1 protein-coding gene is annotated in these 299 nt (G+C 56.2%); it reads left to right on the forward strand.

The features are described 5' to 3' along the window. Nucleotides 1–299 (forward strand): Mu transposase domain-containing protein (locus QP994_RS11145; RefSeq protein WP_502870055.1); only part of this gene is annotated, 299 nt, incomplete at both ends.

A 299-nucleotide genomic window follows, 5' to 3' on the forward strand; every position in this document is an offset into this window, starting at 1 on the left:
GAGGCAATCGCTGACCGGCTTGCCGATATCAACAGCGCAATGACACGGGCTGATGGCACAACACGGCGCATGCGCTTCGAGCAAGAAGAAGCACCAGTGATGCGCGACCTGCCGCCGACACCGTTTACGGAAGTGTCATACAAGCGGTGCAAAGTCGACCGTAACTGGCACATCACCTGTGACTACCAGTACTACTCGGTGCCATTTCAGCTGGTAGGAGAAGCAGTGACGGTCAGGCTCACCCCGCAACTGGTGAGCATCTTCAACGGTGATCAACTAGTTGCTGAACACACACGCCT

It is taken from the genome of Corynebacterium sp. MSK044 (assembly GCF_030232825.1).
Lineage (GTDB): Bacteria > Actinomycetota > Actinomycetes > Mycobacteriales > Mycobacteriaceae > Corynebacterium.